Below are 1,279 nucleotides of genomic sequence, written 5' to 3'. Positions count from 1 at the left end.
GCTGGTTGCCGGTCCGCGGGCCGAACAGGGCGATGGTGAGGGCGACGACGGCCCAGCAGCCGGCGATGTAGACGAAGACCGGGCTGTAGCCGAAGCTGCCGAACACCGCGGCGACGATCACCGGCCCGAGGATGTTGGACAGCCGCCCGACCCCGTAGACCAGGCCGTTGCCCGAGCTGCGCAGCTCGGTGGGGAACAGCTCCGGGGTGTAGGCGTAGAGCAGCGCGGCGAAGGTCTGCATGAGCGCGTTGACCAGGAAACCGAACACCACGATCGCCACCGGGGCGAACGTCAGGCCGTAGGCCAGCCCACACGCGGCGATCCCCACAGCCATCAACGCGATCGGCGTCCTGCGCCCGAAACGATCCGACAACGGCCAGGCCAGCAACGCCCCGGGCACCGCCCCCAAGGTGGTCAGCGCCGAAAAGGTCAGGCTGTGCACCAGGTCGAAACCATGCGCCGCGAGCAGCGTCGGCACCCAGGCCACGAAGCCGTAGAACCCCAAGGTCTGAAAGACCCAGACCACGGCGAGCATCAGGGTGCGCCGCCCCAACGCCCCACGAAACAGCGCCCGGTAGCCCACACCCGACCCGCGCGACCCGCGCGACCCGCGCGACCCGGGCGACCCGGGCGACCCGTGCGCGGCGTGCGAGCCGCACGGCGACACCGGCGCGAGCGGCGCGAGGGCACCGGGATCAGCGACGCTGGCCTGTTCGATCCGCTCGACCACGGCGACGGCCTGCTCGTCCCGGCCGTGCCGGTGCAGCCAGCGGGGGCTCTCCGGCAACCGGGCGATCAACGGCAGCGCGAGCAGCCCCAGCGCACCGAAGACGAAGACCCACCGCCACGTGTCCGGGCCCAGCGGCACGATCGCACGCGCGGCGAAGGACATCACCGGGATCCCGACCAGCCCGACCGCCATCACCGCGGACTGCATCCGCCCCCGCAGCCGCGCCGGCATCACCTCACACAGATACGCCGTCGCCGCGACCGCCATCGCCGAGAGCCCGATACCGGTCAACAGCCGCGCCACCGCCAGCGCCGGCACGGTCGAGACCAGCGCGTTGAGCAGCGAACTGGCCGAGAAGAAGACCACCGAGACCACCAGCGCGCGCCGGCGCCCGACCCGGTCGGCGACACGGCCCCCGACCACCGCGCCCACGAACATCCCCAGGAACGAGGCCGAGGTGACAAACGCGATCTCGGCCACCGACAGGTGCAGATGCTGCCGCAGCGCCGGCGCCACATAGGCGAAAGTGTTCAGATCGCCGAACTCGAA

At 71.6% G+C, this 1,279-nt stretch carries 1 protein-coding gene; it reads right to left on the bottom strand.

Annotation, left to right across the window (positions count from 1 at the left end; genetic code table 11):
• A partial coding sequence (locus tag LWC33_RS34640; protein ID WP_233308934.1) for an MFS transporter occupies positions 1-1,279 on the bottom strand: 1,279 nt, incomplete at both ends.

Origin of the sequence: Pseudonocardia terrae (genome assembly GCF_021343995.1) — a bacterium.
Taxonomy (GTDB): domain Bacteria; phylum Actinomycetota; class Actinomycetes; order Mycobacteriales; family Pseudonocardiaceae; genus Pseudonocardia; species Pseudonocardia terrae.
This window is presented reverse-complemented; position numbering and strand designations above follow the sequence as displayed.